This is a genomic window from Kitasatospora sp. NPDC034533 (assembly GCF_055575155.1).
In genome coordinates this window covers 64,705-90,576 of sequence record NZ_JBVITE010000026.1, presented here as the reverse complement: position 1 = coordinate 90,576, position 25,872 = coordinate 64,705, and the positions used below count along the sequence as shown (strand labels likewise).

27 protein-coding genes are annotated in these 25,872 nt (G+C 74.3%); 7 read left to right on the top strand and 20 right to left on the bottom strand.

Translation table 11 applies throughout. The annotated features are described in order from the left end of the window. Window positions 1-24: 24 nt before the first annotated feature. The 6 genes from efeB to ACZ55U_RS19750 all read right to left on the bottom strand — a co-directional run bounded on the left by efeB (window position 25) and on the right by ACZ55U_RS19750 (window position 6,327). Window positions 25-1,326, bottom strand: a complete 1,302-nt coding sequence (efeB, locus tag ACZ55U_RS19775) for an iron uptake transporter deferrochelatase/peroxidase subunit (RefSeq protein WP_465527425.1) — start codon at window positions 1,324-1,326, stop codon at window positions 25-27. Continuing rightward, window positions 1,323-3,326, bottom strand: coding sequence for a copper resistance CopC/CopD family protein (locus ACZ55U_RS19770; RefSeq protein ID WP_465527424.1), 2,004 nt, complete (start codon window positions 3,324-3,326; stop codon window positions 1,323-1,325). Before ACZ55U_RS19770 ends, efeB begins: the two co-directional genes overlap by 4 nt. Before the next feature lie 13 nt (window positions 3,327-3,339). Then, window positions 3,340-3,855 (bottom strand): copper chaperone PCu(A)C, encoded by a 516-nt coding sequence (locus ACZ55U_RS19765; protein WP_465527423.1) that lies wholly within the window; start codon window positions 3,853-3,855, stop codon window positions 3,340-3,342. Then, window positions 3,852-4,511: an SCO family protein gene (locus ACZ55U_RS19760; protein WP_465527422.1), complete on the bottom strand. Its 660-nt coding sequence runs from the start codon at window positions 4,509-4,511 to the stop codon at window positions 3,852-3,854. The genes ACZ55U_RS19765 and ACZ55U_RS19760 overlap by 4 nt, the downstream gene beginning before the upstream one ends. 77 nt (window positions 4,512-4,588) lie before the next feature. Beyond that, a complete protein-coding gene (locus ACZ55U_RS19755) occupies window positions 4,589-5,332 on the bottom strand; it encodes a YcnI family copper-binding membrane protein (RefSeq protein ID WP_465527421.1) in 744 nt (247 codons plus the stop codon). Window positions 5,333-5,511: 179 nt separating this feature from the next. Next, window positions 5,512-6,327, bottom strand: coding sequence for a hypothetical protein (locus ACZ55U_RS19750; RefSeq protein ID WP_465527420.1), 816 nt, complete (start codon window positions 6,325-6,327; stop codon window positions 5,512-5,514). A gap of 230 nt (window positions 6,328-6,557) precedes the next feature. Here ACZ55U_RS19750 and ACZ55U_RS19745 point away from each other — a divergent pair, with 230 nt between their 5' ends. After that, the gene (locus tag ACZ55U_RS19745) at window positions 6,558-7,196 is read left to right on the top strand and encodes an ATP-binding protein (protein WP_465527419.1); all 639 of its coding nucleotides are present in this window, start codon (window positions 6,558-6,560) and stop codon (window positions 7,194-7,196) included. 48 nt (window positions 7,197-7,244) lie between these two features. Here the strand turns inward: ACZ55U_RS19745 and ACZ55U_RS19740 are convergent, their stop codons facing one another. The 7 genes from ACZ55U_RS19740 to ACZ55U_RS19710 form a co-directional block, all read right to left on the bottom strand. Further along, window positions 7,245-8,516: an ABC transporter permease gene (locus tag ACZ55U_RS19740; protein WP_465527418.1), complete on the bottom strand. Its 1,272-nt coding sequence runs from the start codon at window positions 8,514-8,516 to the stop codon at window positions 7,245-7,247. Further along, a complete protein-coding gene (locus tag ACZ55U_RS19735) occupies window positions 8,513-9,235 on the bottom strand; it encodes an ABC transporter ATP-binding protein (protein ID WP_465527417.1) in 723 nt (240 codons plus the stop codon). Before ACZ55U_RS19735 ends, ACZ55U_RS19740 begins: the two co-directional genes overlap by 4 nt. Further along, window positions 9,232-10,710, bottom strand: a complete 1,479-nt coding sequence (locus ACZ55U_RS19730; protein ID WP_465527434.1) for a peptidoglycan-binding protein — start codon at window positions 10,708-10,710, stop codon at window positions 9,232-9,234. The genes ACZ55U_RS19735 and ACZ55U_RS19730 overlap by 4 nt, the downstream gene beginning before the upstream one ends. 47 nt (window positions 10,711-10,757) lie before the next feature. Continuing rightward, window positions 10,758-11,333, bottom strand: coding sequence for a hypothetical protein (locus ACZ55U_RS19725; RefSeq protein WP_465527416.1), 576 nt, complete (start codon window positions 11,331-11,333; stop codon window positions 10,758-10,760). Beyond that, the gene (locus ACZ55U_RS19720; protein ID WP_465527415.1) at window positions 11,330-12,250 is read right to left on the bottom strand and encodes a hypothetical protein; all 921 of its coding nucleotides are present in this window, start codon (window positions 12,248-12,250) and stop codon (window positions 11,330-11,332) included. The genes ACZ55U_RS19725 and ACZ55U_RS19720 overlap by 4 nt, the downstream gene beginning before the upstream one ends. 96 nt (window positions 12,251-12,346) lie before the next feature. Further along, the gene (locus tag ACZ55U_RS19715; RefSeq protein ID WP_465527414.1) at window positions 12,347-12,658 is read right to left on the bottom strand and encodes a hypothetical protein; all 312 of its coding nucleotides are present in this window, start codon (window positions 12,656-12,658) and stop codon (window positions 12,347-12,349) included. Between the two features lie 113 nt (window positions 12,659-12,771). Beyond that, a complete protein-coding gene (locus tag ACZ55U_RS19710; protein WP_465527413.1) occupies window positions 12,772-12,996 on the bottom strand; it encodes a LuxR C-terminal-related transcriptional regulator in 225 nt (74 codons plus the stop codon). A 238-nt stretch (window positions 12,997-13,234) separates the two neighbouring features. Between ACZ55U_RS19710 and ACZ55U_RS19705 the strand changes: the two genes are divergently transcribed. Together ACZ55U_RS19705 and ACZ55U_RS19700 are read left to right on the top strand one after the other, a co-directional pair. Continuing rightward, window positions 13,235-13,465 (top strand): hypothetical protein, encoded by a 231-nt coding sequence (locus tag ACZ55U_RS19705; RefSeq protein WP_465527412.1) that lies wholly within the window; start codon window positions 13,235-13,237, stop codon window positions 13,463-13,465. Window positions 13,466-13,485: 20 nt separating this feature from the next. Next, window positions 13,486-14,931: an amidase gene (locus ACZ55U_RS19700; RefSeq protein WP_465527411.1), complete on the top strand. Its 1,446-nt coding sequence runs from the start codon at window positions 13,486-13,488 to the stop codon at window positions 14,929-14,931. On the opposite strand, the gene ACZ55U_RS19695 is transcribed toward ACZ55U_RS19700, so the two are convergent. Next, window positions 14,928-15,569 carry a TetR/AcrR family transcriptional regulator gene (locus ACZ55U_RS19695; protein ID WP_465527410.1) on the bottom strand — a complete coding sequence of 214 codons (642 nt, stop codon included), beginning with the start codon at window positions 15,567-15,569 and terminating at the stop codon, window positions 14,928-14,930. The two genes, ACZ55U_RS19700 and ACZ55U_RS19695, sit on opposite strands and share 4 nt — an antisense overlap. Before the next feature lie 204 nt (window positions 15,570-15,773). On the opposite strand from ACZ55U_RS19695, the gene ACZ55U_RS19690 reads away from it, so the two are divergent. Next, the gene (locus ACZ55U_RS19690) at window positions 15,774-16,640 is read left to right on the top strand and encodes an alpha/beta hydrolase (protein WP_465527409.1); all 867 of its coding nucleotides are present in this window, start codon (window positions 15,774-15,776) and stop codon (window positions 16,638-16,640) included. Then, window positions 16,637-17,245 carry a TIGR03086 family metal-binding protein gene (locus ACZ55U_RS19685; RefSeq protein ID WP_465527408.1) on the top strand — a complete coding sequence of 203 codons (609 nt, stop codon included), beginning with the start codon at window positions 16,637-16,639 and terminating at the stop codon, window positions 17,243-17,245. Before ACZ55U_RS19690 ends, ACZ55U_RS19685 begins: the two co-directional genes overlap by 4 nt. Window positions 17,246-17,382: 137 nt before the next feature. On the opposite strand, the gene ACZ55U_RS19680 is transcribed toward ACZ55U_RS19685, so the two are convergent. Next, window positions 17,383-17,544 (bottom strand): hypothetical protein, encoded by a 162-nt coding sequence (locus ACZ55U_RS19680; protein WP_465527407.1) that lies wholly within the window; start codon window positions 17,542-17,544, stop codon window positions 17,383-17,385. Window positions 17,545-17,747: 203 nt separating this feature from the next. Between ACZ55U_RS19680 and ACZ55U_RS19675 the strand changes: the two genes are divergently transcribed. Continuing rightward, window positions 17,748-18,569, top strand: a complete 822-nt coding sequence (locus ACZ55U_RS19675) for a protein phosphatase 2C domain-containing protein (RefSeq protein WP_465527406.1) — start codon at window positions 17,748-17,750, stop codon at window positions 18,567-18,569. Window positions 18,570-18,692: 123 nt separating this feature from the next. Here the strand turns inward: ACZ55U_RS19675 and ACZ55U_RS19670 are convergent, their stop codons facing one another. Continuing rightward, a complete protein-coding gene (locus ACZ55U_RS19670) occupies window positions 18,693-19,652 on the bottom strand; it encodes a pirin family protein (RefSeq protein ID WP_465527405.1) in 960 nt (319 codons plus the stop codon). Between the two features lie 127 nt (window positions 19,653-19,779). Beyond that, window positions 19,780-20,283 carry an SseB family protein gene (locus ACZ55U_RS19665; protein WP_380694023.1) on the bottom strand — a complete coding sequence of 168 codons (504 nt, stop codon included), beginning with the start codon at window positions 20,281-20,283 and terminating at the stop codon, window positions 19,780-19,782. Window positions 20,284-20,496: 213 nt separating this feature from the next. Here ACZ55U_RS19665 and ACZ55U_RS19660 point away from each other — a divergent pair, with 213 nt between their 5' ends. After that, on the top strand, window positions 20,497-22,326 hold the full coding sequence (locus ACZ55U_RS19660) for an acyl-CoA dehydrogenase (protein ID WP_465527404.1): 1,830 nt from the start codon (window positions 20,497-20,499) through the stop codon (window positions 22,324-22,326). Window positions 22,327-22,402: 76 nt separating this feature from the next. Here ACZ55U_RS19660 and ACZ55U_RS19655 read toward each other — a convergent pair whose 3' ends face one another. The 3 genes from ACZ55U_RS19655 to ACZ55U_RS19645 are packed head-to-tail and all read right to left on the bottom strand — an operon-like array spanning window position 22,403 to window position 25,866. After that, window positions 22,403-23,650, bottom strand: a complete 1,248-nt coding sequence (locus ACZ55U_RS19655; protein WP_465527403.1) for an ABC transporter permease — start codon at window positions 23,648-23,650, stop codon at window positions 22,403-22,405. Then, the gene (locus tag ACZ55U_RS19650; RefSeq protein WP_465527402.1) at window positions 23,651-24,340 is read right to left on the bottom strand and encodes an ABC transporter ATP-binding protein; all 690 of its coding nucleotides are present in this window, start codon (window positions 24,338-24,340) and stop codon (window positions 23,651-23,653) included. Continuing rightward, window positions 24,337-25,866 (bottom strand): peptidoglycan-binding domain-containing protein, encoded by a 1,530-nt coding sequence (locus ACZ55U_RS19645; protein WP_465527401.1) that lies wholly within the window; start codon window positions 25,864-25,866, stop codon window positions 24,337-24,339. Before ACZ55U_RS19645 ends, ACZ55U_RS19650 begins: the two co-directional genes overlap by 4 nt. Window positions 25,867-25,872 lie beyond the last annotated feature (6 nt).

The following is a 25,872-nucleotide window of genomic DNA, read 5'->3' as shown; positions in this document are numbered from 1 at the left end:
GGGACCGCGGTGGTGGGCCGGGTGCTACTTCGCCTCCAGCAACTGCTGTCCGAGGTAGCCGCCGAGCGGCGCCGACGGCGGCACCGCCCACAGGCCGCTCGCCTCGTGCCGCAGGAAGCGGGCGAGGCTGTCGGCCCGGGCGAGGTTGCGCTGCACCGGGATGAAGCCCTCGCGGGGGTCGGCCTGGAAGGCGAGGAAGAGCAGCCCGGCGTCCGGCGAACCGTCCGGGAGCAGCCCGTCGTGGTAGGAGAAGCTCCGCCGCAGCATCGCCGCGCCGCTGTTGGAGGCCGGGGCGGCGACCCGGATGTGCGCGTCGGCGGGGATCTTCAGGCTGCCGTCAGGGTTCTGCGCGGCGAGGTCGACCTTGGTCCGCTCGCCGGCGTCGGAGGCCGCGCTGAGCGGGGAGCCGGTCGACTTGCGCCGCCCGATCACCCGCTCCTGCCGGTCCACCGGCAGCGCCTCCCAGTTGTCCAGCAGCATCCGGATCCGCCGGTACACCAGGAACGAGCCGCCGCCCAGCCAGGGCTGCGGGTCGTTGCTGCCGCCGGAGTAGTAGACCTTGTTGAAGTTCTCCTCGCCCGGCCGGGGGTTGTTGGTGCCGTCGATCTGGCCCATCAGGTTGCGCGCGGTCACCTTCCGCGAGGCGGCTCCGGGGGAGCGGGAGAAGCCGGCGGCCTGCCAGCGCAGCGTCGCCGTGCCCGCCGCCAGCCGCTGGAGCACCCGCAGGGCGTGCACCGTGACCAGGGCGTCGTCCGCGCATATCTGGACGATCAGGTCGCCGTCGCTGCGGGCCGGGTCGAGCGCGTCGCCGGGGAAGGCGGGCAGCGGTTCGAGCGCCGCCGGCCGGCGGTCGGCCAGTCCGGCCTTCTCGAACATCGTGGCGCCGAAGCCGACGGTGAGGGTGAGCGAGCAGGGCCCGAGGTCCAGTGCTATCTGGTTGTCGGACTCCTCGGCCGGCTGCCCGGCGGTCAGCCGCTCGGCCGTCCACGTCCAGCGCTGCAGGAGGTTGCGCAGGCCGTCCCGGCCGGCGTTCGCGGCCAGGTCGAAGGCGGCCAGCTGGACCCTGGCCTGCGGCGGGTCGGTGATCCCGGACTGGTGGTCGCCGCGGAACGGCACCCGGGTCGAGCCCAGCACGCCGGCCACGGGCCGGTCGTTGCCGCCGGCGCCCGCGTAGGCGACGCCCGCACCGGCGACGCCCACGCCGGCGCCGACCAGCAGCCCGGCCCCGGCGGTGCCGAGCAGCGTCCGCCGGGTGAAGTTCCCGGCGTCGGCCGGAACCTGGTCCGTCGAGTCCTGACTCGTCGACATCTCCGTCATCTCGCTCATCCGATCTTGAACTGCTGGGTCGGGGTGGTCTGGTCAATGTCGGAGGAACGGATCTGCACCGACACCACCCAGGTCCCCGCCAGCGGGAGCTGGGCCGTGCCGCTCCAGCGGCCGACGCCCTCCGGGGTCAGCGCGACCGGCAGGGGGCCGAGGTCGCGGTCCGGCAGGGTGAAGGCTAGCTGCACTTCGGGAACGTCCACCGGCTGCCCGTCCGCACCGTCCAGCGCGAGCTTGACCTCGTTCGGTCCGGTCCGGGCCGGGTTGAGGGTGACGGTCGCGGTGCCCTTGGCGTTCGGCGTCCGGCCCTTGGTGTCGTACGGGAGCTTGAGGTCGACGGTGCGGCCCGGCTCGGTCTGCGGCGCCGCGGCCCCGCCGGCGACCGGAGCGGCGGCCCCGGCCTTCACCTCGCCCGCCACCCGCCCGGGCGGGGAGTTGGTCAGCATCGTGGTGACCACCAGCACCGCCACCGCGACCAGCGCCTCGACCAGCACCGAGCGGCGCAGCCCGGCCCGGGTCGGGGTCAGCCCGCGGTCCCGTCCGGCGCTCCGCAGGGCGGCCCGCTGGCGCTCCAGCTGCGCCTGCCGGACCGGGTCCTCGGTGCGCGCCGCGACCGCGACCGGCTCCGGCAGCCCGGCCGGTTCGAGCTCCGCCGGTTCGACCTCCGCGGCCTCGGCCGGGGTCGAGCGCAGCTTGGCCAGCCAGGCCCGGGACATCCAGGCGACGCCGAGCATCACGAGCACGCAGCCGCTCTTCACCAGCAGCAGCCGCCCGTACTCGGTGCCGGTCAGCGCCCCCCAGCCGCCCAGGCCCCGCCAGGACTGGTAGACCCCGGTCACGGCCAGCACGGCCACCGACCCGAAGGCGACCTTCGAGAAGCGGTCCACCACCCCGGCGCCGACGCCCTCGCGCAGCGCGACCAGCAGCGCGGCCAGCCCGCCCAGCCAGAGCGCCATCGCGAGCAGGTGCAGCGCGCCGAGCGGCAGCGCCAGCCAGACCTGGATGCCCACCGAGGCGTGGTCGGCGCCGACCCAGGTCGCCGAGAGGGCGACCGCCAGCACCAGCCCGGCCACCCCCAGGCCGAGCCGGGCCTCGCGCTGCGGCCGCGCGGCGGCCCGCCGTTCCAGCTCGTGCAGCTCGACGGCCTCGGCGTCGTCCCCGTCCGGCTCGCCCGTCGCGGGGAGCGGCTTCGGCGGCTGCCCCAACTGCCCGACCAGCAGCGACAGGAACACCCCGCTCGCCGCGAGCAGCAGCAGCCGGGCGGCCAGCGCGGTGCCGATCCGCTCGTCCAGCGTGGCCCGCACGAGCGACAGGTCGAAGGCCTGTCCGACGCCCGATCCGCGCTCGTACGGCCCGCGCAGCATCAGCACCGCGACGGTGGAGACCAGCAGTGCCGTCCAGCCGGTCATCAGCAGCCGCTGCACCCGGCGGCGGGCGGTGCCGGCGGGCCAGCACAGCAGCACGAAGGCGGCGACGCCGACCAGCAGCGCGAAGGCCGCGTAGGCGACGGTGCGCCCGGTGCCGTACAGGGCGGCGACCACGCCGTCGGCCTTGGCGCCCTGGAGCGCGGTGGTCGACACCGAGGTGTCCGAGGGCGCGCCGATGGAGAAGGTGAACGCCCCGCCGACCGGGTGCGAGTCGTCCGAGACGGCCCGCCAGGCCACCGTGTACGTGCCGTTGGCGAGGCCGCCCCGCAGCCCGACCCGGGCGGTGTTGGCCTTGCCGTCGGCGTGCGCCGGATTGCCGGTGTCCACCGGCTTGCCGGCCGGGTCGAGCACCCGCACGGAGTCGCCGGAGAGCGAGACGGACTCGCTGAAGGTCAGCGTGACCGCCTGCGGGGCGGTGGCGACCACCGAGTTCTGCCGGGGGTCGGTGGCGTCCAGGGTGGCGTGCGCGGAGGCCGGTCCGGCGCCCGCGAGCATCAGCGCGAGCAACGCGCCGAGCACCGCGAGCACCCCGGTGATCCGGCGGTGGGTGGCCTTCTCCAGGCCGGCCGACTGCATGGTGGCGGGTCCCCTAACTCTGGCCGGGGCGGTAGGTGAGCTCCTTGACCGGCACCTTGACGGAGATGGTGCCGGACTTGGCGAAGGTGAGGTCGAGCTCCAGCTCGTCACCGACGGCGGGAGCCTTCTGCCACCCCGTGATCATCAGGTGGTTGCCGCCGCGGGCGAGCCGCAGGTCGCCGTGCGCGGGGACGTCCAGGCTGTCCACCTGCTCCATCGTCGACTCGGTCGAACGGTGCATGGTGACCGACTGGGCGGCCGGGCTGGTCACCTTGAGCAGTTCGTCGCGGCCGCCGTCGTTGCGGACGGTCAGGTAGCCGGCGGCCATGCCGCCGGCCGGGGGCAGCGGGATGTAGGAGTCGGCGACGCTGATCCTGGCCGGGCCGCCGGAGGAGGCGTCCCGGCCGGGGGTGCCGTCGTCGGTCCCGCAGGCGGCCAGGATGGCGCTGCCGCCCAGGGCCGTCGCGACGACGGCGCCGAGCAGGGCGGTGCGGCGGAAGCGGCGGGTTCCGGTGGTCGCCGAGGTCACGCCGCGACCCCCTGGGCGAGCAGCGGCAGGTCGTGCTCGTAGGTCTTCTCCTCGGTGCCGCTCATGTAGAGCACGTGCGCCTTGTCGTCCGAGGGGAGGAAGGCCAGCACCTGCGCGCCGTGGGTGGAGGTGACCGTGCCGTCGGCGTTGACCACCGGGTCCTCGATCATGATGCCGAGCGACTTGGCGGCGGTCTTCACCTTGGCCAGGTCCCCGGTGAGGCCTATGAAGTCGCTGCCCATCGAGTCCAGCCAGGTGCGCAGCACCTTCGGGTTGTCGCGCTCCGGGTCGGTGGAGACGAAGACGACGTCGATCTTCTGCCGTTCGGCCTCGGGGAGCGCCTTCATCGCGACGCCGATGTCGCCCATGGTGGTCGGGCAGACGTCCGGGCAGCTGGTGTAGCCGAAGAACAGCAGGGTGGCCTTGCCGTTGGTCCGCTGGCGCAGGTCGAAGGGCTGACCGGAGGTGTCGGTCAGCTGGAGGTCCGGCTTCTCGAAGTTCTTGGCGAGCTTGGTGCCCTGGTACGGGGTGTCCTCCTTCTGCTGGGTGACCTTGGCGGCGGAGGAGCCGCTGCCGGAGGAGCCGCAGGCGGAGAGGGTCAGGGCGGCGGCCAGCGCGAGGGCGGCGGCGCCGGCCAGGCGGGTGGTGCGGTGCATGGGAGTTCCGATCGTGCGCGGTGGACCGCCGGCGGGGCCGTACCCGTGCGCTGGGCACGGCCCCGCCGGCGCGGGGGTCAGGAAGCGGAGCCGCCGCTCTTGCGGCGCAGGCCGAGCACGCCGACGGCGGCGCCGAGCACGCCGACCACGATGCCGACCACGCCCAGGGTGCGGGCGGTGGAGTCGCTGGACTCGGTGTCGCCGGAGGCGGCGGCGTGGTCCGAGCTGCCCGCGTTCGCGGCCGGGGACGCGGCGGCGCCGTGGCCGTCGCCCCCGGCGGCCTTGGTGAGCTTCAGGACGGGCGCGGGCTTGGCCGGCTCGGGCTGGCCGTCCTTGGACTCGTCGATCCAGCGGACGATGTCGCCGTTGTCGTAGGTCTGGAGGGCCTTGAACTCCAGGCTGTCGGTGTCGGTCGGCAGCGGGCCGAGCGAGACCCGGAACTCCTGGAACTGGCCGGGGGCGATCTTGGTGCCGGCGTCGGCGGTCCAGGTGATCTTGGAGACGGCCTCGGTCACGTCGTTGCCGTGCACCTTGATCGGCTTGTCGAGCTTGGCCTTCTCGACCGCGGTGGTCCAGCCCGGCAGCGGCAGGGTCCGGACCGAGGCCAGCGGGTGGTCCAGCGGGAGGTTGACCTCCAGCTTCACCGTGCTCGCGGTGTCGCTCTCGTTCGGCACCCGGAAGTCGACGGCCGTGTAACCGCCCTGGGCGGCCTCACCGGGGTTCACGGTGACGTGCGCGAAGGCGGGACCGGCCAGCGCCACCACGGAGGCGGCGGCGGTCAGGGCGACGGCGGCGAGACGGCGGGCGGGAAGGGAACGCATGATGCGGGTCTCCGATCGGAGTGCGGCGGCACCGGGACCGGGCGACGGACGTGAACCGTGCCTCGGCGGGCCGCGCGTGGGGACGTGGGGGTCGTGCCTCGGGCCGCCCCGGTACGGGGGAACGGCCGGACGGTGCGCACACCGCGGACCCGGGTCCGCGCGGACACCAGGCACGTCGGTCAGTACGCGAGGACCCCGCACGGCGGGCCGCGCCGCACCACGCTGTGCCGCAGCACGGCACCCGCCGGGAACGGGCTCTCGCCGCCCCGGGCCCCGAACCGGCGGGCCGGGCCGGCCGCGCCGAACAGACCGCGCAGCAGCGCCGCCACCAGCGCGAACGCCGTCCGCAGCGGCGCCGCCCAGTGCGCCCGGGCCACCACGGCGGCCACCCGCAGCAGCCGCCACAGCGCCGCCTCGCCGCGCCGCAGCCACCAGCCCGCGACCAGCGCGGCGGCCAGGTGCCCGGCCAGCATCGACGGCGTCATCCCGAACACGCCCGCCTGCCACCAGGGCGCGGCGGCGTACGCGTGCGGGTCCAGCCCCGCGGAGGAGACCAGCTGCTCCGGGGACGGGCTGCCGGGCAGGCCGAGCAGCGTGCCGGGCCGGGCCTCGTTGCAGATCAGCCGGCCGGCCACCTGCGGCACGGTCAGCGGGCCGGAGCCACCGTGGTGCATGCCGGACATGGAGGCGTTGAAACCGTGGAAGAGGCAGTGCAGCACCAGCTGCCCCGCCCCCAGCGCCCCGGCGATGGCCGCCAGCGAACGCTCCCGTCCGCCGCAGACCGACGCGAACGCCAGGACCACGGCGAAGCCCGCCGCCAGCGCGGCGAGCGGCACGTTCCCGCCGCCCGCCAGGGCATGCCCGGCGGCCGCTATCAGGGTGCACACCAGCGCGAACGGCACCGCCCGGGCAAGCCGCAGGTCCCAGGCGGCGGCCCCCACCGGCTGAGCCGGTCCGGGGGCGCCCGGGCGCGGGGCGGCGGCGAGGGCAGTCATGGCCGGGCCATCCTCTCATTGCGTACGCCGCTGAGGCGGGCAGGGTGGGAAATCCCTACGAATGCCCCTTTCGGCGGCGGCGTGCGAGGGGGCGTACGCCTCGCCCGGCACAGACCCCTGCCCCCAGTCCATCCGCCGAACGGGCGGTAGCCGGCCTCGGGCACGGTTCACCCGGGAATCGTTCGGAGATACCTAGTTGTATGTGGAGCCGCAGCCAGGAGGGACCTCCCGTGGACATCTGGTGGACTCTGCACCTCAAGCGCGACCCGGCCAGCGTCCCGCTGGCCCGGCGCATCCTGCTCGGTGCGATGGCGACGGCCGGCGTCGACCCGCAGATCGCGGACGACCTCGGCGTCGCCCTCAGCGAGGCCTGCGCCAACGCCGTCGAGCACGGCGCCACCGGGCGGCCGGACGACGGGTTCCAGGTCACCGCCTCGATCTGCGGGGACCGGCTGCGGATCGAGGTCACCGACTCCGGCCCCGGCCTGCCCGGCGCCGCGGCGCCCGCCCCACCGGCCGTGCCCGCCCGCCGTCCGGTCGGCGCCGCCCCGGCCCGGCCGGCCGCGCGCGGGCGTTCCCGCCGCGGCCGGGCCACCGTTCCGACCCGCGTGCTCGCCGCCCACCGGCCCCGCCGCGACGGCCACCCGTACGACACCCACGTGCTGCCCTGTCTCCCCAGCGCCCCCACCCTGCGCCCGGTCGACCTGGACGCCCTGCCCGACCTCACCGCGGAGTCCGGGCGGGGGCTGTTCCTCATCCACGCCCTCACCGACCACGTGCAGCTGCGCAACCATCCGCTGCGGGGGGCGATCGTGAGTTTCGACAAGATCCTGAAGTGGCAGGACGGGGCGTTGTTGCGGGCGTCCTGAGGGCGGGGGTCGGTGGGGCTGGTGCCTGGCCGGGGGCGGGCAGGGCGGTCAGCGGCGGAGGGCTTCGGCGGGTTCCACGGTGGCGGCGCGCAGTGCCGGGTAGAGGCCGGCCATCAGGCCGACGAGGCTGCCGGCGAGCGGGGCGGGCAGCACCGTCCAGGGCTGGAGCAGGGCGGTCCAGTCCCGCGCCAGGGCGACGAGGACGACGACGGCGACCCCGACGGCGGTGCCGATCAGTCCGCCGAGCGTGCCGAGGACGGTCGACTCGGTGAGGAACTGCGCGGCGATGTGCCGGGGGCGGGCGCCGAGGGCGCGGCGCAGGCCGATCTCGCCGGTGCGTTCCAGGACCGCCACCAGGGTGGTGTTGGCGATGCCGACGGCGCCGATCACCAGGCAGATGGCGGCCAGCAGCAGGAACAGCCCGGTCAGGTCGGTGGAGACGGAGTCCCGCAGGGTGTGCGGGTCGGGCGGGGCGAGGGCCTCGAAGCTCCCGGGCGCCTCGGGCCGCAGCGCGGTCGGGGCCTGGGAGGCGACCAGGCCGGCCGCGCCGGTCCGGGTGCGGACCACCATCCGGGCCCGGCCGTTCTCCCCGCTCTGCGGGTTGCCCCAGAGCGTCCGGGCGGTGGTGGCGGGAACCATGACGTCGAGTGCCGTCTCGGGCAGCCGGGCGCTGCCGTCGATGATGCCGATGACGGTGAACCCGACGCCGTTGACGAACACCGCGGGGTGGGCGTCGAGGCGGCTGATGCCGAGCCGTCCGGCGGCGGCCGAGCCCAGGACGGCGACGCGCAGGCCGCGTTCGCTGTGGAAGGCGTTGTAGACGGTGCCGGCGGAGACCTGGGCCTCGATCGCCTCGAACCCGCCGGGGGAGAGCGCCAGGACGTTCAGTCCGCTGCCGGAGCCCGGGCCGGGCACCGGGGAGGTGGCGATCTTCGGCTCGGTGAGCGGCGCGCTCCAGTAGACCCCGGCCGCGACCGCGCCGTTGAGCCGGACCACCCGCTGGTCGGCGTCCTCGGGGAAGTCCATGGCGGCCCGGCGCTGCCCGTTGGCGAGGACCACGTCCGGGCCGCTGCCGACCAGCGTCACGGTGGTGTTCTGGAGGGACGAGAAGCGCTTGCCGATCTGGCCGGTGGCGCTGGAGGTCAGCCCGAGCACGGCGACGAAGGCGCCGACGCCGAGGACGGTGCCCAGCAGGGTCAGCACCGAGCGGCCGGGGCGCTGCACCATGCCGGACAGCGCCTCGCTCAGCAGGTCGGGCAACTTCAGCCGGGAGAGCGGGACTTCGGCGTGGCCGGGACCTCGGCGGGGCAGCAGCCTCACCGCTCGACCGCCGTCGCGGACGCGGTGAGCCGGCCGTCCCGGATGGTGATGGTCCGCCGGGCGCGGTCGGCGACCTCGCGGTCGTGGGTGATCACCAGCAGGGTCAGCCCGCCCTCGTGCAGTTCCTCGAACAGCTCCATCACCCGCAGGGCGGTGGCCGAGTCCAGGTTGCCGGTCGGTTCGTCGCACAGCAGCAGCGACGGCCGGTTCACCAGGGCGCGGGCGACGGCGACCCGCTGCCGCTCGCCGCCGGACATCCGGGAGGGCAGCGCCTCCGTCCGGTGGCCGAGGCCGACCCGGTCCAGCACCCGCCGGGCGGCGTCGGCCCGGCCCGTGCGCGGCGAGCCGGTGTAGACCTGGGCGAGCATCACGTTCTCCATGGCGGTGCGGTACGGCAGCAGGTGGAAGGACTGGAAGACGAAGCCGATCCGCAGCCCGCGCAGCGCGGTGCGGCGGGCTTCGGAGAGGGCCCCGGTGTCGATGCCGTCCAGTTCGTAGGTGCCGCCGCTGGGGCGGTCGAGCAGCCCGAGCAGGTTGAGGAAGGTGGACTTGCCGGAGCCCGAGGGGCCGACCACGGCGACGTACTCGCCGGCGGCGATCTCCAGGTCGTGCGGGTGCAGGGCGGTGACCGGCGGCGGACCGGGGAAGGTGCGGGAGACTCCGCGCAGCCGGATGACCGGCGGGGTGCCGGGCCCCGGGGCCGTACGGCCCTGGCTCACCGGCCCACCACGACCTGCTCGCCGGGCTTGAGTTCGGCCCCGGCGGCGGGCTTGACCTCGACGAAGCCGTCCGCGGCGACACCCGCCGTCACCTCCACGGTGCGCCGGGTGCCGTCGGCGGCGGCGACGGACACCGAGGTGCGGCCGTCGACGCCCGAGCTGATGGCCGAGGAGGGCACGGCCAGCACCTCGCCCTGGGTGGAGGCGGCGACGACGGTGATCCGGACGTCCTGGCCCTCCAGCACCGGATCCCAGGGCGCGTCCGGGGTGACGACCAGCGGGACGTACGGGTCGGTGCCGGCCCCCGGGGCCGCCGCCGGGGCGCTGGCGCCGCCGCCTCCGGCGGGGCTTCCGGGGGTGACGAGCGCGCCCACCGAGCCGACCTTGGCGGGGAGTTGGACGCCCGTGGTCTCGGACAGCACGGTGACGGCCATGCCGGGCTTGACCAGCGGGGCGTCGCCGGGGAGCAGGTGGCCGGTGAGGTTGAGGCCGCCGGCGGTGAGGGTGAGGACCGGGGCCGTCACCTTGTCGCCGACCTTGGCGCCGACGGAGCCCACCCGGGCCGGCAGCGCGGGCAGGAACACCACTTCTGAGGCCGGCAGTTGGGGGCCGTCCTTGGCCTGGGCGCGGGCCAGCTCCTGCTGCTTGGCGGTGAGGTCGGCGCGGGCGCGGCCGAGCGCGGCGGGCGCGCCGGTCGCCGCGCCCCCGGCGGGCGCGCCGGACTTTCCGGTCGACCCTGCCGAGCCGGCCGCCCCGGTCGGCTCGCTGCCACGGGCGGGCTGACTCTCCAGGTCCTGGACGGCCTGTTTGGCCTGGTCCACGGCCTGCTGGGCGGTCCGGACGGCGGCGGCGGTCTGGTCGCCGGTGGTCGGCACCGGGTAGCCGAGCTTCTGGTAGAGCTTGGTCACGGCGGCCTTGGTGGCGGCGCCGAAGTACCCCTTGTCGTCGCCGCCGGAGTAGTACCCCATGCCCCGGAGCACGTCCTGCAACTGGCCGATGTCGCCGCCGCTCTCGCCCGGTGCCATGTCGCGGTAGGCGGGCGTCGCGCCGGGCAGGGCGATCACCGGGCGCCCGGACACCTCGGCCAGCACCTGCCCGGAGTCCACGGAGTCCCCGCTGTTGACCTTCAGCGCCGTCACGATCGGGGTGCTGCCGCCCGGGCCGCCGCCGCTGGCGGAGACCGTGCCCGGCTGCACCGGGAAGGACTGGCCGGCCGTGAACACCCCGCGCAGGACGGTGGTGTTGGACAGCACCCGCTGCACCACCGGAGCCGTGAGCACCGAGGCGGGCGGCGCCTTGGTGTCGGCGGCGGCCTGTTCCGGCGAGCGGATCAGGGTGGCGGCCCACATCCCGCCCCCGGCGGTGACCGCCGCGACCAGGGCGACCACGACGACCAGCCGCCGTCGCCGACGCGCGGTGGACCCGGCCGGGGCGGCCGGCTCCCCTGTTGTGACCTCGGGCTCGGGTGCTTCCACGGCTTCCAACTCCGGTGCTTCCTTCGGTACTTCGCGCTCGGACTGGGTCAGTTGCGGGGCGACGGGCCGGTGGTGCCGCCCGAGCAGGGCAGCGGGTTCTGGATGTCCGTGACCTTCCACGTCCCATTGATCTGACGCATCGTCATAATGCTGAGTTGCTCCGGTCGTTCACCGACCTGTCTGATCTCCTGGCCCGAGCCGGCGTCCACGATCCGCCAGGTGTTCAGGTCCACGCAGTCGTAGAGCCGCCGGGCCTCGCCGTCGACCTGCATGCCGAGCAGCCGGTGCTTCACCTCGCCGGCCATGCGCTGGTTGTCCTGCCGCATCCGGTCGACCGAGGCGCGCAGGATGGAGAGGTTGGGCTCGTCGGCGTGGGCGTCGAGCGGGGCGGCCCGGTCGTCGGCGGCGCGGGCGACCTTCGTCCACTCGTCCCAGTAGCCGAGGTACGGCTGCCGGAGGTCGGGGTCGACCGCGATCAGCGGTTCGCCGTACGGGCCGGTGGCGGTCGCGGCGTCCGGGGTGGCCGAGGAGGTGCCGGAGCAGCCCGCGGCGGCCAGGAGGGCGGCACCGGCGGCCAGGGCGGCGACCACCGCCCGTGGCGGGCGGCCGGGCCGGCGGCTCACTGGCCGTGCTCCCGCAACACCGCCGCCGCCTTGTCGATCTGGGCCTGGACGGCGGCGCGGTAGGCCTTCAACTCGCTGTCGTGCTGCTCGATCAGCTGCTTCTGGATGGCGCTCTGCACGCCGAAGGCGATGCCGGAGAGGTTGGTCTGCTTGGTGCAGGCGACGTCGGCCTTGGCGGTGTCGATCTCCCGCTGGGTCACCGTGGGGCCCCAGGACTCGGTGCTGAGGCTCTCCGGGGTGCTGTAGGCGTAGCCCTTCTGCTTCATGCAGGCGGCCCACTCGGCGATGGCGGCGGTCACCCGGGCGTCCGACTTGGTGCGGTTCATCGACTGGCCGGTGAGGTCGCCGTAGACGTCGCCGCTGGGCTCCTTGTCGCCCTTGAGCTTGCGGTCGGCCTCGCCGGTGCAGCCACCGGGCGGGGTGTTGCCGCCGGCGGGCTCGCCGCCGGTGGGGGACTTCAGCCCGGACAGCGCGGTGAACTCGGCCGGGTTCACCGTGCTGCCGCCGGCCTTGGTCGCCCCGACGGCGCCGGGTGCGTGGAAGCCGTACTGGGCGGCCTGCGCCTCGTTGAGGAACCCGTACGGGGTGGGCATGTCGTCCTTGCCGACCTTGGTGAGGTCGGCGATGGTCGGCTGCCAGGAGCCGAAGCCGAGCCGCTTCATGCAGTCCTGGGTGAGCAGCCCCTGCGCCCTCGCGATGCCGTTCAGCTCCTGGGGGCTCGCCGAGAAGGACCGCAGCGGGAGCTGCTGGGTGTCGGCCACGGTCGTCGGGGTGGGCGTCGCGGTCAGGGCGGGTGCGGCGGCCTGGCCGCCGGAGCCGCCGGGGGCGGGGTCGGCGCTCTCGCCGGAGGAGCAGCCGGTGATCAGGGCGAGCCCGGCGGTGGCGACGACCAGGGCGGTGCGGCGGTGGGACCTCAAGAGTGGACCTCGTTGCTCGGGCGGGCCGGTAGTCTCGGATGGTGCCCTCTTCGCCCCATTAGCGGTGGGGCGAAGAGGGCTTGGCGCGGTGGGCGATCAGCAGGAGCTGGTCTGGCCCGAACGGGCGCCGCTGATGTAGTCCTCGTGGGTGTAGCCCCAGACGTTGGTCTTCCGGTCGGTGTTGCTGTCCCAGTAGGACCAGCCGTTGACCGTCGAGCCGGTGGTGTAGCACCAGTCGTTGGTGCCGTGGCCCGGGTAACCGATGCCGTTGATGGTGGCGTTGGCGTTCGGGCTGTTCCGGATGTTGGCGGCGGTGGTGTAGTCGCTGACGAAGACGGCGTTGGCGGCACCGGTGCCGAGCGCCAGCGCGGCGACGGCGGCGACCGCCACGGAGGTCACACGGCTCACGCGGGACTTGAGCATGCTGGATTCCCATCTCTCGTGGTGCGGAGGGTGGTTGTCGATGCCCCGATCGGGGCTAGGACATCTCAGCACCGGGCCGCAGGGCCCCGCCAGTGTCCTCAGGTACAGTCATCCAGCCTGAACAGCAGTGCCGCCTGGGCGAGTTGGATCCGCGAATGGACGCCGAGCTGCTCGAACAGGGCGGCGGTGTGTGCCTTGACCGTCCGCTCCTCGATCCGCAGCGCGGCTGCGATCTCCTGGTTGGAGCAGTCGGATCCGATGAGTGCGAGGACTTCGGCGCGGCGCTGGGACAACCCCCTGACCCGGTCGGCCGCCTGTCGCATCCTGAAGAGGTGATCATGCGTCAACTGCGTTGCATCGCCCATCGGTTCCCCCCGTAGCCGAGTCTGGAGCGTACGCAGCATCAGTTTCGGCCGGGCGGTGGGTCCAGTCAACTCGAATGTCACGCTGAGAGACGGGTCGTGTGTGTACGGCGAGGCGGGAGGGGCGGGTGGTGCGGGCCGTCGACCGGCGGAGCCGCTCCGGTTGCCGGGTGGGCGCGGCCGCCGGACGATGGGGAGCATGATGCACCAGATGCGAGCCGAGTACGGCGCCGACGGGGAGGCCGGCGGGGTGCGGCTGTGGCACGTGGTCCGGGGCGAGGAGAGCGTCGCGATGTGCGGGCGGGAGCTCGATCCGGCGGCGGCGGTGCGGTCGGTGGCGGACTGGGGAAAGACCCCCGAGCTGTGCTGCCACACCTGCGGGGCGTACTTCCTGCGCGAGGCGCCGTACCTGGCGGCCGAGCACCCGTAAGCGGCACTACCGTGCTCGGCATGGAGGAACCTCTGGTCCGGCCGCGGTCGCTGACCCGGGAGGCGGCCGGGTTGCGCGCCGGCGTGCCCGAACTGGCCGAGTACGTCGACCGGTTGTGCGCACTGATCGAACGCGTGGACCCACTGGTCCACGCGTTCGTGCCCGAGCCCGGGCGGCACGACCGGTTGCACGCGCGGGCGAGGCGACTGGCCGAGCGGTACCCGGAGCCGGACGGACGCCCGCCGCTGTACGGGGTGGCGGTGGGGGTCAAGGACATCGTGCACGTGGACGGGCTGCCCACCCACGGCGGTTCGGCGCTGCCGCCCGGGGTGCTGGCCGGGCCGCAGGCCGTGGTGGTGGACCGGCTGCTGGCGGCGGGGGCGCTGGTCGCGGGCAAGACGGTGACCGCCGAGTTCGCCGCGAGCGCCCCGGGGCCGACCCGCAATCCGCACCATCCGGGCCACACCCCGGGCGGCTCCAGCAGCGGGTCGGCGGCGGCGGTCGCGGCCGGGCTGACGCCGCTGGCGATCGGCACCCAGACGGTCGGCTCGGTGATCCGCCCGGCCGCGTACTGCGGGGTGGTGGGCTTCCGGCCGACGTACGGGCGGATTCCGGTGGCGGGGGTGATCCCGAACGCGCCGAGCTTCGACACCCTCGGGGTGTTCACGGCGGACCTGGCGGGTGCGGCGCTGGCGGCCTCGCTGCTCTGCGACGGCTGGCGGGGCGACGGCCGGCGGGACGGCGCGGGTCTGGGCGGTGCGGGTTTGGGCGGTGCTGGGCTGGGTGGCGCGGGTCTGGGCGGTGCCGGGCTGGGTGGTGCCGGGCTGGGTGGCGCCGGGACCGCCGGCGGCCGGGCGCCGGAGGCCGGAGAGCCGGTCGCGCCGGTGCTCGGGGTGCCGGACGGGACGTACCTGGAGTGCGCCGAGCCCGGGGCGCTGCGGGCCTTCGAGGAGCAGCTGGAGCGGCTGGCGCGGGCCGGGCTGGCCGTGCGACGGGTCGAGGTGTTCCCGGACTTCCCCGAGGTGAGGCGGCAGTTGCAGCTGGTCAACCGGTTCGAGCTGGCCCGCGGCCACGCCGACTGGTTCGCCCGTTTCGGCGGCCTCTACCGGCCGGAGACGGTGGCGAGCATCAGGGCCGGCCGGGGCGTCGCGCCCGAGGAGCGGGCGGCCGCCCTGGGGTTCCGTGAGCGGCTGCGCGAGCGGGTGGCCGCGGCGCAGGCGGCGGCCGGGGTGGACCTGTGGCTGGCACCGTCGGCGACCGGCGGGGCGCCGGAGGGCCTGCACAGTACGGGCGACGCGGTGATGTCGCTGCCGTGGAGCTTCCTCGGGCGGCCGGCGCTGAGCCTGCCGGCCGAGCGGACCCCGCAGGGGCTGCCGCTGGGGCTCCAGGTGGTCGGTGCGATGGGCGGGGACGAGCGCCTCCTGGCGCAGTCCTCCGTTCTGGAAGCGTTGTTGACGGAGCGTTAGGCGAGCCCCGGGCCCGCCGGGTCGACGGCCCAGGTGCGCAGCAGGTGGGACAGCAGGCGGCCGGCCCGCTCGTACGGGGTGTCCTCGTCGTGCAGTACGGCCTGGGAGTTGGCCGCCTCCAGGACCGCGATCAGGGCGAAGGCGAGGTCCCCGGGGTCGGTGTCGGGGCGCAGCTCGCCGGCGGTCCGGGCGGCGTCCAGGGATTCGGCGATGGTGTCGAACCACTCCCGGGCGCAGTCGGCCAGTGCGTCCCGGACGGCGCCGGGGCGGGCGTCGAACTCGGCGGTGACCTCGTAGAAGAAGCAGCCGCCGGGGAAGATCCGGGCGCGGGAGTAGGCGAGCCAGCCGTCGCAGAGCGCGCGGGTCCTGGCGAGGCCGGGCGGGGTGTCGGCGACCGGGGTGACGACGGCGTCGGCGAAGATCCGGCGGGCGGCGCGGACGGTGGCCAGTTGCAGCTCCTCCTTGGAGCCGAAGCCGGCGAAGACGCCGCTCTTGCTGAGCCCGAGGTCGGTGGCGAGGCGGCCGATGGAGAGCGCGTCCAGGCCCTCGACGGAGGCGATCGCCACCGCCCGGCGCAGCACCGCCCGGCGGGTCTCCTCGCCGCGCAGCACCCGCCCGTCCGTGGTCGCTCCGGCCATCGCCCGCCCCTGTTCCGCTCGTCCGTCCCGCTCGTCGCGGGTGACGCCCAGGGTAGTGCGTCCGGTCGTCCACTCCCCGAAAATTGAACGAACGGTCGTGCTAATATCTCGCCGCAAGCCGGCCGGGCGAGCGAGCGTGTGGTGCTGCCTCCGGACCGCGAGCACAGCCGTGGGAACGCCCGTTCGTACCGACAGGGAGCACCGATGGATCCGGCCTACGCACTCGTCCGCGGCGTCCTCAACCCGACCGCCCGCATCGCCCCGGGCGCGGCCGGGCGGGCCGCCTTCGAACTGTTCACCCGCCCGGTGCGGCGCAGCCGGGTGCGGGAGTCGGAGCGGGAGGTGCACGGGCGGGCCGTCACCGAGCGGCTCGCCGTCAACGGGAAGCCGGTGGTCGGCTACCGCTGGGGCGGCGGCGAGCGGCCGGTCCTGCTGCTGCACGGCTGGCGGTCCCGGGCGTCCCGGTTCGCCCCGTATGTGCCCCGGCTGCGGGCGCTCGGGCTGAGCGTGGTCGCCTTCGACGCGCCGGGCCACGGCGGCTCCGGCGGGCGGGCCACCGGCGTGCCGGAGTTCCGTGAGCTCGCGCTGCGGCTCCAGGAGCGGTACGGGCCGTTCGAGGCGGTGGTGGCGCACTCGCTCGGCGTCTGCGCGGCCTTCGGCGCACTGGCCGACGGACTGGAGGCGGGGCGGCTGGCGGCCGTCTCCGGGGTGTCCCGGGTCGGCTTCTTCCCGGCGGCTTTCTGCGCCGGGCTCGGGCTGAACGCCGAGGTGGAGCGCGCGCTGCGGGGGCGGATCCAGCGGGAGCTGTTCGCCGGGGACGCCCGGGGCTGGGAGCGCTACGACGCCGCCCGCCGGCCCGAGGCGGTCGGCGGGCCGGTCCTGGTGGTGCACGACGAGGGTGACACCGTGGTCCCGCTGAGCGAGGCGCACCGGCTCCGCGAGGCGTACGGGGAGCGGCTGGAGCTGGTCGTCACTCGGGGGCTCGGCCACCGCAGGATCGTCGCGGAACCGGCCGTCGTCGATCAGGTGATCGGATTCATCGCCGCCGGACTGGAGGTCCCTGCCGCATGAGGACCGTCGAACTGCACGCACGGGCGATGGAGTTGGCCGTCGGGGTGGTGGACGGTCTGCGGCCGGACCAGCTGGACCTGCCCACTCCCTGCGCCGGGTGGACGCTGCGCGGGCTGCTGGAGCACTGCGTCGGCCAGCACCAGGGCTTCGCCGCTGCCGCCCGCGGCGCCGGGCCGGACCGGGCGCTGTTCGCGGACGCCCCGCTCGGCGCCGATCCGGCGGGCGCCTTCCGCCGCACCGGCACCGACCTCACCGAGGCCTTCCGGGAGGCGGTCGGCGCGGACCGGCCCCTGTGGCTGCCGGAGATCCGCGACGGCGGTCCCTTCCCGCCGGACCAGGCGGTGGGCTTCCACCTGCTGGACACCCTGGTGCACGGCTGGGACGTCGCCGCGGTGCTCGGCGGCCGGGACGGGCTGGTCGTCGCGGTGGACGCCGACGACGCGCTGGCCACCGCGCTGCTGACGGTGGCCGAAGCCGTCCCGAACACCCTGCAGGCGCGGGCGCCGGGCCGGGCCTTCGCCCCCGGCCTCGAACCCGGCGGCGGCGAGGGCCGGTTCGCCCGCGCCCTGGCGCTGCTCGGCCGCGACCCGGCCTGGAAGCCGTAAACCGGCCGGGGCCGCGGCCGTGGCGGGCCCGTGTCGGGGCCGTGGCTGGGGCGCGGCATGACCAGGAGCCCCGGGAGCCCCGGGAGTCCGGAAGTTCGGGAGCCCCGGGGAGTTCCGGGACACAGGGGTCCCGGAAACTAGGACATCCTGGTCGCCCCGGCACGGTGGGCCCCGGTGCCGCGCGGCCGGTCGGGCCCGCGCCGCTCGTCGGGGAAGCGCGGCCCGCCGATCAGGTAGAACAACGCCGCGGTCGGGAAGCCGAGCGAGGCGGCCAGCACCACGATGAACTGCCAGAACATCTCGCGCTCCTCGTCACTCGCGGGCCACCCGGACACCCGGAGGTGCCCCGGACCCGGCCCGCTCCGATCGGCCGAATCGTCCGGTCACTGTCCGACGGTAGGGCCGAACCACCCCGGCTGCCACCGGGCACCGCGGCCCCGGCCCGCGCCACACCGGCGCACGGGTCTGGGCGCGGGCCGGGGGCGGCGGCCACACTGTCGGGATGCAGCTACAGCTCGCAGGGGAAGCACGGCGGCCCGACCGCGAGAGCGAGGACTTCGCCGCGGCCTCGCCGGAGGCGCTGGTCCTGCTGGACGGCGCGAGTTCGCCGACCGGCCTGGAGTCCGGGTGCCGGCACGGAACGGCCTGGTACGTGCGCCGACTGGGCGTCCACCTGCTCGCCCGGCTCACCGACCGGGCGGACCGCTCGATCGCCGAGTGCCTGGCCGACGCCATCGTGGAGACGGCCGCGCTGCACGGCGGCCGCTGCGACCTGGCCCATCCCAACACCCCCGCCGCGATGGTCGTCGCGGCCCGGCGCCACGGCGAGGCGCTGGAGTACCTGGTGCTCGGCGACTCGCTGCTGGTGCTGGAGTTCAAGGACGGCCCGCCGAAGGTGATCGGGGACAACCAGCGCTTCCCCGGCGGGGAGGGACTGCGCCGCCAGGTCTGGGAGACCGTCCCCGGTTCGGCCGAACGGGCCGCGCTGCACCTGGAGTACGCGCTGGCCGTGCGCGCCGCCCGCAACCGGGGCAACGGCCCGTGGATCGCCGCCGCCACCCCGCGCGCGGCCGAGCACGCCGAGACCGGCTTCGTCCCGCTGGACCGGCTGTACGCGCTGGCAGCCCTCACCGACGGCGCCTCGCGCTACACCGAGCGCTTCGGGCTGGGCAGTTGGGGCGACGTGCTGCGGCTGCTCGCGGAGTCGGGCCCGGCCGAGCTGATCTCCCAGGTCCGGGCGGCGGAGCGGTCCGACGCCACCTGTGAGCGCTGGCCGCGCGGCAAGACCCATGACGACGCCTCGGCGCTCTACGCGCTGCTGTAGCCGGGGCGGAGGCGGCGGGCGTGACCGGCCGGTGACGGAGGCCGGTGACGGAGGCCGGTGACGGAGGCGGCGGACCGGAAACCGGTCCGCCGCCTGCGCCCGGGCCCTCACGGGCGCTCGGGCTCAGTGGCCGTCGGCGGGGACGGTGCCGAGCCGGCCGGCCTGGAAGTCCTCCATGGCCTGCTGGAGTTCGCGGTGGCTGTTCATCACGAACGGGCCGTACCACGCGACGGGTTCGCGGATCGGCAGGCCGCCGAGGAGGACGACCTCCAGGTTGGCGCTGCGCGAGTCCTGGCTCTCGTCGGCGCGCAGGGTGATGGAGTCGCCGTCGCCGAACAGGACCGCCTGGCCCATGTGGAACGGGCGGTGCTCGGCACCGGCCGTGCCCTTGCCGGCGAGGCCGTAGGCGAGGGCGTTGAAGTCGGCGCGCCAGGGCAGGGTGACCTGGGCGCCGGGGCTGATCGACGCGTGGATCATGGTGATCGGGGTGTGGGTGGTGCCGGGGCCCTGGTGGCCGTCGAGCTCGCCCGCGATCACCCGCAGGAGCGCGCCGCCGTCCTCGGTGCTGAGCAGCTTGACGCTGCCGCCGCGGATGTCCTGGTACTTCGGGGCGATCATCTTGTCCGAGGCGGGCAGGTTCACCCACAGCTGGAGGCCGTGGAAGAGGCCGCCGGACATCACCAGCGACTCCGGCGGGGTCTCGATGTGCAGCAGGCCCGAGCCGGCCGTCATCCACTGGGTGTCGCCGTCGGTGATGGTGCCGCCGCCGCCGTGCGAGTCCTGGTGGATGAACGTTCCGTCGATGATGTACGTGACGGTCTCGAAGCCGCGGTGCGGGTGCCAGGGGGTGCCCTTGGGCTCGCCGGCCGCGTAATCCACCTCGCCCATCTGGTCCATCATGATGAACGGGTCGAGGTACTTGGTGTTGATCTTGGCGAAGGCGCGGCGGACGGGGAAGCCCTCGCCCTCGTAGCCCTCGGGGGCGGTGGCCACGGTGAGGACCGGCCGGGCGCTCGTGACGGCGGGGTCCGGCGTGGTGACGCGCGGAAGGGTCAGCGGGTTGTCGACGGTCACGGCGGGCATGTCGGCCTCCTTCAGGGAGTGGCTTCGGCCTGATGTCCCCCAGGTTAGTTCAATTCTCAACAACAAGCAAGTTGAACGTTGAACTATGTAGTGACGGAGGAGCGCGGGGCTCCTCTTCCAGGATGGGTCAGCCGTACATCCGGCGCATGGTGAAGTCGACCATCTGCTCGACGGCCTTGGCGTCGAACACCATCCGGTGCTCGCCCTCCATGTCCAGCGCGAAGCCGTAACCGGTCGGCAGCAGGTCCAGGACCTCGGCACCGGTGACGGTGAAGTGCTTGGAGTCCTTTCCGGCGTAGCGGCGCAGCTCCTTCAGCGAGCTGAACATCGGGATCACCGGCGTCGGGGTGTTGTGCAGCGCCAGGAAGCCGGGGCGGTCGCCGCGGGGGCAGTGCACCTTCGACGTGATGAAGATCGCCTGGAAGTCCTCGACCGCCATCGAGCCGGTGGTGAAGGCCCGGACCGCGTCCGCGAGTGAGGGCGGCGAGGGTTCCGGGTAGAGCGACTGCTGGGGGGTCTGCGACTGCCCGCCGTAGGCGTCGGGTCCGGGCATGCCGTTCATGCCCGGCTGCGGTCCCGCCTGCTGCTGGTAGGGATCGCCCGGGTATGTGTTCTGGTCATATCCGTACACACGGACAGGCTAGCGGGAGCGCACCCTCCCGTGCTGGCGCCGATCCTGACAAGGAGTGGCCGTCCCGGCTGTGGGACGTGACCACGTTCATAGCGGTGGATCGGCCGGCGGGGGCTTGCTCAAGTTACCGCTGGGTAGCATCATGATGCCTACTGGTGGGTACGGGGCGCCGGAAGGCGGTCTCCCGGAAGCGACGAACCGGAGATAACGGCCATGGGTCACTACAAGTCCAACCTGCGGGACGTGGAGTTCAACCTCTTCGAGGTGTTCGGCCGCGACCAGGTGTACGGCACCGGACCGTTCGCGGACATGGACGTCGAGACCGCGAAGAACATCCTGAGCGAGATCTCGCGCCTCGCCGAGAACGACCTCGCGGCGTCCTTCGCCGACGCCGACCGCAACCCGCCGGTCTTCGACCCGGAGACCAACACCGCGCCGATCCCGGCCACCTTCAAGAAGAGCTACCAGACCTTCATGGACGCCGAGTGGTGGCGCCTGGGCATCCCGGAGTCGATCGGCGGCCAGGTCACCCCGAACTCGCTGATCTGGGCCTTCGCCGAGCAGATCCTGGGTTCCAACCCGGCCATCTGGATGTACTCCTCCGGCCCGGCCTTCGCCGGCGTCATCGCCGACGAGGGCACCGAGGAGCAGCTGGAGATCGCCAAGCGGATGACCGACCGCCTGTGGGGCTCCACCATGGTCCTCACCGAGCCCGACGCGGGCTCCGACGTGGGCGCCGGCCGCACCAAGGCGATCAAGCAGGAGGACGGCTCCTGGCACATCGAGGGCGTGAAGCGCTTCATCACCTCGGGCGAGCACGACATGTCCGAGAACATCATCCACATGGTGCTGGCCCGCCCCGAGGGCGGTAAGCCGGGCACCAAGGGCCTGGGCCTGTTCATCGTCCCCAAGTTCGACTTCGACTGGGAGACCGGCGAGCTGGGCGAGCGCAACGGCGTCTACGCCACCAACGTCGAGCACAAGATGGGCCTCAAGGCCTCCAACACGTGCGAGATGACCTTCGGCGCCAAGCACCCGGCCAAGGGCTGGCTGCTCGGCGAGAAGGTCGACGGCATCCGCCAGATGTTCAAGATCATCGAGTTCGCCCGGATGATGGTCGGCACGAAGGCCATCGCCACCCTCTCCACCGGCTACCTGAACGCCCTGGAGTACGCCAAGGAGCGCGTGCAGGGCGCCGACATCTCGCAGTTCCTGGACAAGACCGCCCCGCGCGTCACCATCACCCACCACCCGGACGTGCGCCGCTCGCTGCTGACCCAGAAGGCCTACGCCGAGGGCATGCGCGCGCTGGTCCTGTTCACCGCCTCCGTCCAGGACGACATGACGGCCGCCAAGCTGCGCGGCGAGCGCGACGAGGCCGCCGAGCGCCTGAACGACCTGCTGCTGCCGATCGTCAAGGGCTACGGCTCGGAGAAGTCCTACGAGCAGCTCGCCCAGTCGCTCCAGACCTTCGGCGGCTCCGGGTACCTCCAGGAGTACCCGATCGAGCAGTACATCCGGGACGCCAAGATCGACACCCTGTACGAGGGCACCACGGCGATCCAGGGCCAGGACTTCTTCTTCCGCAAGATCGTCAAGGACGGCGGCCAGGCGCTCACCGCGCTGTCCGAGCAGATCCAGAAGTTCATCGGCTCCGCCGAGGGCGGCGACGCCCTGGCCGCCGAGCGCGACCTGCTCGCCAAGGCCGCCGGCGACCTGGAGGCCATCGTCGGCAAGCTGCTGGCCGACCTGACCTCGGTCGAGCAGGACGTCAAGAACATGTACAAGGTGGGCCTCAACACCACCCGCCTGCTGATGGTCTCCGGCGACGTCGTGGTCGGCTGGCTGCTGCTGCGCCAGGCCGCAGTGGCCCTGGCCAAGCTGGAGGCCGGCGCCTCGGAGAAGGACGTCCCCTTCTACCAGGGCAAGGTCGCGGCGGCCCGCTTCTTCGCCAAGAACGTCCTGCCGACCGTCGCCCCGCAGCGCGCGATCGCCGAGGGCGTCGACAACGAGATCATGGAGCTGGCGGAGGAGGCCTTCTAGGCCCACCCCCCCCACGACCGCCTGACACACACCCTCACACCGAAGGGCCCGGCTGCCACCGGGCCCTTCGGTGTCACTACGCGCTCCTGAGCGCCCGCAGCGGGTCGGTGCGGGCCGCGCGCAGCGCCGGGTAGAGGCCGGCCAGCAGGCCGACGACCGAGCCGATCAGCGGTGCGGGCAGGGTGGTGGCCGGTTGCAGGACGGCCGTCCACTCGCGGGCGGCGGCCACCCCGACCACCGTGACCACGCCGAGGCCGGTGCCGATCAGGCCGCCCAGGGTGCCGAGGGCCGTCGACTCGGTGAGGAACTGGGCCGCGATGTGGCCGGTCCGGGCGCCCAGCGAACGGCGCAGGCCGATCTCCTGGGTCCGTTCCAGTACGGCGACCAACGTGGTGTTGGCGATGCCGACCGCGCCCACCAGCAGGCAGATGCCGGCGAGCGCCAGGAACAGCCCGGTCAGGTCGGAGGTCACCGTGTCCTGGAGGCTATGCGGGTCCGGCGGCGGGACGACGGTGAACGCGTTCGGGGCGTCCGGCCGCAGGGCGAGCGGGAGTTGGTCGGCCACCGTGGTCGCGGCACCGACCCGGGTGGCGACCAGGCCCTGGGCGCCGCGGTCCGGTTGCGGGGCCGGGTTGCCGTACCTCTCCAGCGCGGTGGCGGCCGGGATCAGCAGGCTCAGCAGGGCGCCCGGCTGGCGCTGGACGTCCGAGTAGATCCCGACGACGGTGTACGGGAGGCGGTCGATGAAGACGGCCGGCTGGGCGTCCAGACGACCGACTCCGAGGCGCTTGGCGGCGGCCTCGCTGAGCAGGACCACCGGCTGGGCGGTCCGCTGGACGAAGTCGTCCAGCGTCACCCCGGCGCTCAGCGTCGGCTCCATCGCGGCGACCGCACCCGGGGTGACGGCCAGGACGGACAGGCCGGTGCCCTCGTCGGCGCCGTCCGGCCGGCGGGAGACCGTCGGAGCGCCGGGCACCGGCCACCAGACGCCGCCGGCCCGCACGCCGTCGATCGTGGCGATCCGGCGGTCGGCGTCGGCCGGGAAGTCGCTCGGCGGGTTGGCTCCGGGGGCGAGGCCGTCGGTGCGCGGCTGGTCGGTCACGGTGACGGTGGTGGCCTTGGTCAGGCTGAACCGCTCGCCGATCTGGCCGGTGGCGGTCGCGGTCAGCCCGAGGACGGCGACGAAGGCGCCGATTCCCAGGACGGTGCCGAGCATGGTCAGCACCGAGCGGCCCGGGCGTTGCAGGATCCCGGAGAGCGCCTCGGCGAGCAGGTCGCGCGGGCTGAGGCGGGAGGGCGGCTCGGGGAGCGGGGAGCGGGTCACTCAGACCACCTCGGGGACGCTGAGCACACCGTCGTGGATGGCCACCCGGCGTTCGGCCCGGGCCGCCACGGACGGGTCGTGGGTGATCACCACCAGGGTGAAGCCCTGGGAGTGCAGCGCGTCGAACCGCTCCAGCACCGCCTCGGCGTTGGCCGAGTCCAGGTTGCCGGTCGGTTCGTCGCACAGCAGCAGGCTGGGCCGGTTCACCAGGGCCCGGGCGATCGCCACCCGCTGGCGCTCACCGCCGGACATGGTGCCCGGCAGCGCGTCCGTGCGGTGGCCGAGGCCGACCAGGTGCAGCGCCTCCAGGGCGGTGGTGCGGCGGGCACGGCGCGGGGAGCGGTTGTAGACCTGGGCGAGGACGACGTTCTCCTCGGCGGTGCGGTGCGGGAGCAGGTGGAAGGACTGGAAGACGAAGCCGATCCGGCGCCCGCGCAGCGTCGAGCGGTCCCGGTCGCGCAGGCCGCCGGTGTCGATGCCGTCCAGTTCGTAGCGGCCGGTGGTGGGGGTGTCGAGCAGGCCGAGCAGGTGCAGCAGGGTGGACTTGCCGGAGCCGGAGGGGCCGGTGACCGCCAGGTACTCGCCGCGGCGGACGGTCAGGTCGGTGGGGTGGAGGGCGGTCACCGGCGGGAGACCGGGGTGGGTGCGGCCCACGCCGTGCAGGGCGATGACCGGGGGCTGCTCCGTCACCGGCCCACCACCACCTGGTCGCCGGCGCGCAGTTCGGCTCCCTCCGCCGGGGTGACGGCCACCATGCCGTCGGTGGTGACGCCGGTGGTGACCGGAACGGTGGTGCGGTTCCCGGCGGCGTCCACCTTGGCGACGGTGGTCCGGCCGGCCGCGTTCGTGGAGATCGCCGCGACCGGGACGGCGGTGACGGGGCCGCCCGCCTTGTCCTTGAGGACGGTGAGCCGGACGTTCCTGCCGTTCATCGCGGCGGGCATCGGGGTGCTCGGGGTGATCGCGACGGGTACGTAACTCTGGCCGCCGGGCTGGTTGTTGGGCGCTCCGGCGGCCGGTCCGGCGGCGCCTGGCTGGACCGGGGCACCGGGGGCGGCGGCGCCCCCGCCGGCGGGGGCGCCGCCGAGGGTGATCACCTTGCCGGCCGGGGGAGTGGTGGTCGGGGCTCCGACCTCGGCGACGGTGCCGGGGATGGTGGTGCCGGTGTCCTCGGCGAGCAACTCGACGGCCATGCCCGGCTTCACACCCGACGCCTGGGCCGCGGACAGCTGTCCGGTGACGGCCAGGCCGCCGCTGGTGAGGGACAGGAGGGCGCCGGAGACGGGCGAGCCGACCGCGCCGTTGACGGCGGTGACGGTCGCGGGGAGAGCGGGCAGGAACAGCACGTGGGCGGCCGGGACCATCGGGCCGTTGGCGGCCCTGGCCTTGGCGAGGCTTTCCTGGTCGGCGGCCAACTGCTTCCGGGCATTGGCGAGTTGTTGGTCGAGATCGCCGGTGGCGGGTTGCCGGTCGGGTTGGGCCGGCTGAGCCGGTGGAGGGTTCTGGGGTGCGCCGGCGGCGGACTTCTTCTGCGCGACGAGGCCGTCCACGGTCTGCCTGTCCGAGTCCACGGCCCGCTGCGCGGTGTCCACGGCCTGCTGGGTGGTGGCGCCGGTGTTCGGTACCGGATAGCCGAGCCCGCGGTAGAAGGCCGAGACCGCGGCGGCCGTACCCGGTCCGTACGAACCCTTGTCGTCCCCGCCGATCCCGTGCCCCGACCCGACCAGTGCGTCCTGGAGTTCGGACACGTCCGGGCCGATGCTGCCGGGCTTGAGATCGCGGTACGCGGGCACCGGCCCGGGCAGGGCGAACAGCGGCTGCCCGGACACCTCGGCGAGCAACTCGCCGGCCGTGACGGTGTCTCCCGCCTTCACCGCCAGCTTGGAGACGAACAGCTGGGTCACTTCGGCCGAGGCGGCGGCCGGGACCACGTTGTACTGCGTGGGCGGGTACACGGTCGCGCGGGCCGTCACCGACGGCGTCAGCACCTGGCTGACCACCGGCGCGGTGAGCAGGGTCTTCGGCGGCGGCGCGGTCTGCGCCGCCCGCTCGGCCGGAGACTTCACCAGCGTCGCCGCCCCCACCCCGCCGACCGCCACCAGCGCGGCGGCCAGCGCCACCGCCAGGAACGCCCGCCGCCGTCGTGCCGCCCGGGAACGGGCGGGCGGCGTGGGCTCGTCGGCGGTTCCGTCGGTCGTGCCGGTCGTCGTCAGCAACGTCTT

Coding starts and splice junctions, on each gene's coding strand:
- efeB (WP_465527425.1), bottom strand. CDS start 1,326: ATGAGCGAGATGACGGAGATGTCGACGAGTCAGGACTCGACGGACCAG.
- ACZ55U_RS19770 (WP_465527424.1), bottom strand. CDS start 3,326: ATGCAGTCGGCCGGCCTGGAGAAGGCCACCCACCGCCGGATCACCGGG.
- ACZ55U_RS19760 (WP_465527422.1), bottom strand. CDS start 4,511: ATGCACCGCACCACCCGCCTGGCCGGCGCCGCCGCCCTCGCGCTGGCC.
- ACZ55U_RS19755 (WP_465527421.1), bottom strand. CDS start 5,332: ATGCGTTCCCTTCCCGCCCGCCGTCTCGCCGCCGTCGCCCTGACCGCC.
- ACZ55U_RS19750 (WP_465527420.1), bottom strand. CDS start 6,327: ATGACTGCCCTCGCCGCCGCCCCGCGCCCGGGCGCCCCCGGACCGGCT.
- ACZ55U_RS19710 (WP_465527413.1), bottom strand. CDS start 12,996: ATGCGACAGGCGGCCGACCGGGTCAGGGGGTTGTCCCAGCGCCGCGCC.
- ACZ55U_RS19705 (WP_465527412.1), top strand. CDS start 13,235: ATGATGCACCAGATGCGAGCCGAGTACGGCGCCGACGGGGAGGCCGGC.
- ACZ55U_RS19700 (WP_465527411.1), top strand. CDS start 13,486: ATGGAGGAACCTCTGGTCCGGCCGCGGTCGCTGACCCGGGAGGCGGCC.
- ACZ55U_RS19695 (WP_465527410.1), bottom strand. CDS start 15,569: ATGGCCGGAGCGACCACGGACGGGCGGGTGCTGCGCGGCGAGGAGACC.
- ACZ55U_RS19690 (WP_465527409.1), top strand. CDS start 15,774: ATGGATCCGGCCTACGCACTCGTCCGCGGCGTCCTCAACCCGACCGCC.
- ACZ55U_RS19685 (WP_465527408.1), top strand. CDS start 16,637: ATGAGGACCGTCGAACTGCACGCACGGGCGATGGAGTTGGCCGTCGGG.
- ACZ55U_RS19680 (WP_465527407.1), bottom strand. CDS start 17,544: ATGTTCTGGCAGTTCATCGTGGTGCTGGCCGCCTCGCTCGGCTTCCCG.
- ACZ55U_RS19675 (WP_465527406.1), top strand. CDS start 17,748: ATGCAGCTACAGCTCGCAGGGGAAGCACGGCGGCCCGACCGCGAGAGC.
- ACZ55U_RS19670 (WP_465527405.1), bottom strand. CDS start 19,652: ATGCCCGCCGTGACCGTCGACAACCCGCTGACCCTTCCGCGCGTCACC.
- ACZ55U_RS19660 (WP_465527404.1), top strand. CDS start 20,497: ATGGGTCACTACAAGTCCAACCTGCGGGACGTGGAGTTCAACCTCTTC.